The organism is Streptomyces sp. NPDC047002 (genome assembly GCF_040704505.1).
In the GTDB taxonomy this organism is placed as follows: domain Bacteria; phylum Actinomycetota; class Actinomycetes; order Streptomycetales; family Streptomycetaceae; genus Streptomyces.
The window spans coordinates 107,237-114,497 of record NZ_JBEYWC010000023.1 but is presented as its reverse complement, the minus strand read 5'-3'; the positions used below and the strand labels follow the sequence as shown (position 1 = coordinate 114,497).

Below are 7,261 nucleotides of genomic sequence, written 5' to 3'. Positions count from 1 at the left end.
GCAGGGCGACCCGGAGAGGTTCGGCCCTGTCGTCGTCGCCCTGGCGGCGGCCGCCGACCCGCCCGCGCGGTTCGCGGCGGGCACCGACGCGATCGGCGCGTTCGAGCAGCGCGCGGGGGAGCTGACCGGCAGCGTCACCGAGTGGCGTGCACTCTCGGAGTCCACCGACTTCCGCTGAGACCCGTTCCCCGACCGCGCCGCGCCACCCAGGGCCGGTCGGACGACCCAGGAGGAAGGCGGACGCATGGATGCCTCGCTGGTCCAGCTCGGCGGCGCGCTGCGCGCCTGGCGGCAGCGGCTGTCGCCGGCCGACGCCGGCATGGTCGACACGCAGGGCCGCCGCACGCCCGGCCTGCGCCGCGAGGAGATCGCGGCGCTCGCCGGCCTGTCGGTCGACTACGTCGTCCGGCTCGAACAGGGCAGGGCAAGGCCCTCCGCCCAGGTGATCGAGGCGCTCTCACGGAGCCTGGGCCTCTCGCTGGAGGAGCGGGACCACTTCTACGGCCTCGCCGGCCACCGGCCGCCCGCGCCCGACGCGGTGTCGGCCTTCATCCCTCCCGGGGTGCAGCGGCTGCTCGCCCGCCTCGGTGACCAGGCGCTGGCCGTGTTCACCGCCGACTGGACCCTGATCACCTGGACCCCGCTGTGGGCGGCCCTGATGGGCGACCCCTCGGGGCGGGCCGCGGACGACATGAACCTGCTGCGGGTGATCTTCCGCCGCGAGGACACCAACGCGAGCTTCGGGGACCATCCGGCCCATGTGCTCAGCGAGACCCGGCAGTACCGCGCCGACCTCGTCGCCGACCTGCGGGCCGCCGTCGGCCGCTATCCGAAGGACGCGAAGCTGGCGGCGCTGGTGTCCGACCTCAGGGCGGAGAGCCCGGAGTTCGCCGAACTCTGGGCACGCGGCACGGTCGCCCGCCACGACGCGACACGGAAGGTCGTCCACCATCCGGTCGGCGACATCACCGTGGACTGCGACACCCTGACGGTCCCCGGCGCCGACCTGCGCATCCTCACGTACACCGCGGCCGCGGGCTCACGGGACGCGGAACTCCTCGACTTCCTCCGCGTCACCCGCCCGACCAGCACCAGGGACCACCCCCGATGAGCGCACGACCGCGGCCCGCTCTCGTACGCCGCCACCAGGCATTTTGGTATGTCCTCAGGTGAGGACATACAGTTCGGGGAGACAGGCCGTCGCGCCGGGGCCACCGGCCCCTCGCGATGCCTCCTCCCTCCCAGGAAGGTGTTTCCCATGTCCGCAATCCTCCCCGTACGCCACCTCGGTCCCGGGGGACCCGCCGTCGGAGCCGTCGGCTACGGCGCGATGAGCTTCGGGGACTTCTACGGCCAGAGCGACTACGACAAGGACCTGGCGGCGCGCGGCATCCTCGACCGGGCGGCCGAGCTGGGCGTCACCCTCATCGACACCGCCGACGTCTACGGACCGAGCGAGGAGATCCTCGGCCGGGCGCTGAAGGGGCGGCGAGACGCCTTCGTGGTGGCCACCAAGTTCGGCATCGTGCCGCCGACGGACACCACCCCGGGCCGCATCGACGGCACCCGCGCCTACCTGCGCGGCCAGGTCGAGCAGTCGCTGCGCCGGCTCGGCACCGACCACATCGACCTGTACTACGCACACCGGATCGACCCCACGACCCCGATCGAGGACACCGTCGAGGCGATGGCCGAACTGGTGGCCGAGGGCAAGGTCCGCCACCTCGGCCTGTCCGAAGCGGGAGCCGACACGCTGCGCCGCGCCGCGGCCGTCCACCCGATCGCGGCGCTGCAGACCGAGTGGTCCCTGTGGCAGCGGGGCATCGAGGACGAGGTCCTGCCGACCGCCCGCGAGCACGGCATCGCGATCGTCCCCTACAGCCCGCTGGGCCGCGGCGCCCTGACCGCGACGCTCACCACCCGCGACGAGATGGCCGAGGGCGACCACCGCCGCCGGATGCCGTGGTTCTCCGAGGAGAACTTCGACGCCAATCAGCGCGCCCTCGCGCTCGTGTGCCGCATCGCCGCCGACGTCGGGGCCGAGCCGGGACAGGTCGCCCTCGCCTGGCTGCTCCACCAGGGCGACGACGTCGTGCCCATCCCGGGCACCCGCCGCGTCGCCTACCTGGAGAAGAACGCCGCGTCGGCCCATGTCCCCCTCACCGCGGGCCAGGTCGCGGAGCTGAGCACCATCCGCGTCGACGGCGCGCGGGAGGACGAGGAGTTCACCGCGCCCAACTGGTTCGACGGCGTCACCCCGCCCCGCCGCGCCTAGACCGCGCGCAGCATCGAACGCCTGACGGCTTCGGATCCCCCCGGTGGGCGACGGGCCTCGGGTCCTGCCGGCCGTCCGACTGTAGGCTTGCCGCAGGCGGCGGGCCCGGCGGGACGCCGGACCGTGCGAGGAGGCACTCGGTGGAGACGGCGGAACGGCCCCGGGTGCTCTTGGTGGACGCGGCACCCGGGGGCCTGCTGGGGTGCGAACTGGAGCGGTTCCTCGGCCACGGGCTGGCTGTCACACTGAATCTGCGGCGCGTCGCCGATCCGGGCGCGGTACGCCAGGAGTGGGGCGGCCGGGTGGAGTTCACCGACTTCGACCCGTTCGACGAGGCGGAGCTGACCGCGGCCGCGGTGCGGGCCGACGGGGCCGGGCACCACGCGGTCAAGTCCCGCGCGGGCGTGCCGATGCGGGAGGCGTTCCTCGCGGCGGCGGCGGGCCGGGCGCCGGCCGCGCGGCTGCGGGTGATCGGCAGGGCCGGGGCGGGCACGGACCATGTGGACCTGGCAGCCGCCGCCCGGCACGGCGTGGCGGTGACCCACACACCGGGCTCCAACGCGACCGCAGTGGCGGAGTTCGCCCTGTCCCAGCTCCTCGCCCTGGCCAGGAGGCTCCCCACGCTCAACGAGGCGTCGCACGGCGGGCGGTGGAGCGCCCCGGCGGGCGAGGTACCCGAACTGGCGGAGCTGACCCTTGGCCTGGTGGGCCTCGGCAGGACGGCACGCGCTCTGGCCGGGCGTGCGGCGGCTCTCGGGATGGCCGTGCGGGCCTGGACGCGGCGTCATGACCGGGCGTCGGGCGACCCCGTGGACAGGGCCGAGTCCCTCGCCGGGCTGCTGGCCACGAGTGATGTGGTCTCTCTGCACGTTCCGCTCGGCCCCGGGACGTACGGCCTGCTCGGAGGGGCCGAACTGGCGCTGATGCGGCCGGGATCGATCCTGCTGAACACCGCAAGGGGTGGCATCGTCGACGAAAGAGCCCTGGCCGACGCCTTCGCGGATCCGGCGCACCCGCTCGCCGCGGCGGCCGTCGACACCTTCGAGTACGAGCACGCGGCCTTCGCCTCGCCCCTCTTCGGGCTGCCGAACGCGCTGCTCACGCCGCACGTCGCGGGGATGACGCGCGGTGCGATGGCCGCCGCGGCGCGTGGCTGCGCCGACCATGTTGCGGCGCTGCTTGCGGACCGTGCGGAGCGGGTGCCCGTCGTGCGGGGCTGAGGACGTGTCCTGCGGTGTGGCGCGTCTAGGGTTGCGGCATGGAGATGTGGAGGGGCCGGCGGGGGTGGGGGCTTGTGGTGCTCGCCGTGCTCGTCGTGGTGGTGGCGGGGACGTGGACCGCGGTGGCCGCGGGCGGCGGGGAGGCCGCCGTGCAGCGTACGGACCGGGTCATGGAGATGCCGGGCGCGCGGATCGACACCTCCTTCTTCGTCGCGGGCGAGGACGCGGGCCGGCGGCCCGCCGTGCTGCTCGCGCACGGCTTCGGCGGCAGCAAGGACGATGTGCGGGCGCAGGCCGAGGGCCTCGCGCGAGGCGGGTACGCGGTCCTGACGTGGTCGTCGCGCGGCTTCGGCAGGTCGACGGGGAAGATCGGGCTCAACGACCCCGCGTACGAGGTGAAGGACGTCTCGCGGCTGATCGACTGGCTCGCCAGGCAGCCGCAGGTGCGGCTCGACGGGCCGGGGGACCCGCGGGTCGGCGTGACCGGCGCGTCGTACGGCGGCGCGATCTCGCTGCTGGCCGCGGGCCACGACAGGCGGGTCGACGCGATCGCGCCCGAGCTCACGTACGGGAACCTCGCCGACGCGCTGATGCCGGGCGGCGTCTTCAAGAAGCTGTGGGCCGGGATCTTCTTCTCCTCGGGCGGCGGCTGCACGCGCTTCGAGGCGAGCCTGTGCGCGCTGTACGACCGGGTCGCCGTCTCCGGCACGCCGACGGCCGCCGACCGTGCGCTGCTCGAACGGCGCAGCCCCTCGGCCGTCGCGGACCGCATCGACGTGCCCGCCCTGATCGTGCAGGGCCAGACGGACTCGCTGTTCCCGCTCGGCCAGGCCGACGCGATGGCGAAGGCGCTGCGCCGCAACGGGGCGCCGGTCGCCGTCGACTGGAGCGCGGGCGGCCACGACGGCGGCGACCAGGAGACGGGCCGCATCCAGGCGCGCGTGGCCTCCTGGTTCGACCGCTACCTGAAGCAGGACAAGGGCGCCGACCCGGGCCCCGCGTTCCGGGTCAGCAGGACCGGCGGGATCGACTCGACGGACGGCGCGGCGCGGCTGCGGGGCGCCGCGGCCGACCGCTATCCGGGCCTCGGCGGCGACCCGGTGCGGGTGCCGCTCGCCGGCGGGCCGCAGACGTTCGCCAACCCGGCGGGCGGCAACCCGCCGTCCGTCTCCGCGGTGCCGGGCCTCGGCGGCGGTCTCGGCGCGTTCGCCACCGGGGCAGGGACCGGGGCCGGGGGCGGTTCGGATGCCGGGGGCGGTTCTGACGGCGGGGAAGGCGGGGATGGCGGCGGAGGCTCCGGGGGCGGTTCGGACTCCGGGGACGGGTCCGGCGGTGGGGACGGGTCCGGCGGGGGCGGTGCGGGCGCGGCGAGCGGGCCGGCCGCTGCCGGGCTCGGGCTGTCGTTCGACTTCCCCGGCCAGTACGCCTAGTTCGTCTCCGCCCCGCTCGGGCACGCGCTGCGGATCACCGGCGCGCCGACCGTCCGGCTGCGCGTCGCGTCGAGCACGGGCAGCGCCGTCCTCTTCGGCAAGGTCTACGACGTCGCGCCCGGCGGCGGGCAGCAGGTGCTGCCCTCCCAACTCGTCGCGCCCGTACGGGCCGACGGCGCGCGCGACGGCAGGACGGTCGACGTGGCGCTGCCCGCGGTCGACCACCAGGTCGCCGCAGGGCACCGGCTGCGCGTCGTGTTCGCCGCCACCGACCTCGGCTACGCCTCGCCCGCCGAGCCCGCCACGTACCGGGTCTCGCTCCTCGGCGGCGGCATCGCCGTCCCCACGGACCCCGCGCTCACCACGGGCGCGGCCCCGCTGCCCCGGTGGGTGTGGGGCCTGCCGCTCGCAGGACTCGTCGCCGCGGCGGCCGTGCTGCTCGCCGGGCGGCGCGGGAGCGCGGCGCCGCCGCCGCTGCCTGAACTCGCCGGCGTACCGCTGCGGATCACCGGCCTGACGAAGCGCTACGCGCGCTCCGCCGACCGGTACGCCGTGCGCGACCTGTCGTTCCTGGTCGAGAGGGGCCAGGTCCTCGGCCTGCTCGGGCCCAACGGCGCGGGCAAGACCACCACGCTGCGCATGCTGATGGGCCTCATCACGCCCGACGCCGGCGAGATCCGGGTCTTCGGCCACGCGGTGCGGCCCGGTGCGCCGGTGCTCTCCCGGGTCGGCGCGTTCGTGGAGGGCGCGGGCTTCCTGCCGCACCTGACCGGCCGGGCCAACCTGGAGCTGTACTGGCGCGCCACGGGACGCCCCGCCGCGGACGCGCACCTCGACGAGGCGCTGGAGATCGCGGGCCTCGGGGACGCGCTCTCCCGCGCCGTGCGCACGTACTCGCAGGGCATGCGGCAGCGCCTCGCGATCGCGCAGGCCATGCTGGGCCTGCCGGAGCTGCTGATCCTCGACGAGCCGACCAACGGCCTCGACCCGCCGCAGATCCGCGAGATGCGCGACGTGATGACCCGGTACGCGGCGGGCGGGCGCACCGTCATCGTCTCGAGCCACCTGCTCTCCGAGGTGGAGCAGACCTGCACGCACCTGGTCGTGATGCACCGCGGGCGGCTCGTGCAGGCGGGCCCCGTCGCGGAGATCACCGGCTCGGGGGACACGCTGCTCGTCGGCGTGGCGGGCGAGGTGCCCGCTGCGGCCGTCGAGCGGATCGCCGCGCTGCCCGGGGTCGCATCCGCCGTGCGCGCCGACGGCGGCCTGCTCGTACGGCTCGACGGCGCGACGACGAACACACTGCTCGCCGAGGCGCTCGGGCTCGGCCTGCGGCTGACGGGCGTCGGGCCGTACCGGCGCCTTGAGGACGCGTTCCTCACCCTCATCTCCGAGGGCGCGGGCGAGTTCACCGCCCCAGGGCCCGAGCCCGTCGTCCGAGGAGGTTCCGCGTGAGCGCGCGGGGAGAGTCGGCCCCCGGGTACCTGGCCCGCCGCACGCTGCCCGTCGCGGTGGAGTCCGTACGGCAGTTGAGGCGCCGCAGGACGCTCGTGACGGGCCTGGTGCTGGGGCTGCTGCCGTTCGTGCTGGCCGCGGCGTTCGCGATCGGCGGCACGCCGGGGGCGGGCGGCCGGGTCACGCTGATGGACACGGCCACCAGGTCGGGCGCGAACTTCGCGGCGACCGCGCTGTTCGTGTCGGCGGGCTTCCTGCTGGTGGTGCCGGTCGCGCTGTTCTGCGGGGACACCGTCGCATCGGAGGCGGGCTGGTCCTCGCTGAGGTATCTGCTGGCGGCGCCCGTGCCCCGCGCGCGGCTGCTCGTCAGCAAGCTCGCCGTGGGCCTGTGGATGAGCGCGGCGGCGATCGTGCTGCTGCCGCTTGTCGCGCTCGCGGTCGGCACCGCGGCCTACGGCTGGGGCCCGCTCGAACTGCCCACCGGCGGTGCGCTGCCGCCGGGCCTCGCGCTGACCAGGCTCGCGCTGGTCGCCGCGTATGTGCTGGTGTCCCAACTGGTCACGGCGGGCCTCGCGTTCGCGCTGTCCACCCGGACCGACGCGCCGCTCGGCGCGGTCGGGGGTGCGGTCGGCCTGACCATCATCGGCAATGTGCTCGACGCCGTCACCGCGCTCGGCGACTGGCGCGCGTTCCTGCCCGCGCACTGGCAGTTCGCCTGGATCGACGCGCTCCAGCCGCAGCTGGAATGGTCCGGCATGCTGAAGGGTGCCGCGGTCTCCGTGGCGTACGCGCTGGTCCTGTTCGCGCTGGCGTTCCGCGGTTTCGCCCGCAAGGACATCATGTCCTGACCCGCGGGGTGGGGTGCGCCAGGCCCGGCGCGC

4 protein-coding genes and 1 pseudogene are annotated in these 7,261 nt (G+C 75.4%); all 5 read left to right on the top strand.

Translation table 11 applies throughout. The annotated features are described in order from the left end of the window. The first annotated feature begins 244 nt into the window (after positions 1 to 244). The 5 genes and pseudogenes from AB0910_RS21520 (at position 245) to AB0910_RS21500 (ending at position 7,228) form a co-directional block, all read left to right on the top strand. Complete coding sequence (locus AB0910_RS21520) at positions 245 to 1,111, top strand: helix-turn-helix domain-containing protein (RefSeq protein ID WP_366746212.1); 867 nt, start codon at positions 245 to 247, stop codon at positions 1,109 to 1,111. A 147-nt stretch (positions 1,112 to 1,258) separates the two neighbouring features. Continuing rightward, a complete protein-coding gene (locus AB0910_RS21515; RefSeq protein ID WP_366746211.1) occupies positions 1,259 to 2,275 on the top strand; it encodes an aldo/keto reductase in 1,017 nt (338 codons plus the stop codon). A gap of 140 nt (positions 2,276 to 2,415) precedes the next feature. After that, positions 2,416 to 3,495 (top strand): NAD(P)-dependent oxidoreductase, encoded by a 1,080-nt coding sequence (locus AB0910_RS21510; RefSeq protein WP_366746210.1) that lies wholly within the window; start codon positions 2,416 to 2,418, stop codon positions 3,493 to 3,495. 38 nt (positions 3,496 to 3,533) lie between these two features. Beyond that, positions 3,534 to 6,380 (top strand): annotated as a pseudogene (locus AB0910_RS21505) (alpha/beta fold hydrolase). Further along, a complete protein-coding gene (locus AB0910_RS21500; RefSeq protein ID WP_366746209.1) occupies positions 6,377 to 7,228 on the top strand; it encodes an ABC transporter permease in 852 nt (283 codons plus the stop codon). The pseudogene AB0910_RS21505 and the gene AB0910_RS21500 overlap by 4 nt, the downstream one beginning before the upstream one ends. The last annotated feature ends 33 nt before the right edge of the window (positions 7,229 to 7,261 follow it).

Bases quoted from the DNA above. Each gene is read 5' to 3' on its own strand.
- AB0910_RS21515 (WP_366746211.1), top strand. From the start codon at position 1,259: ATGTCCGCAATCCTCCCCGTACGCCACCTCGGTCCCGGGGGACCCGCC.
- AB0910_RS21520 (WP_366746212.1), top strand. From the start codon at position 245: ATGGATGCCTCGCTGGTCCAGCTCGGCGGCGCGCTGCGCGCCTGGCGG.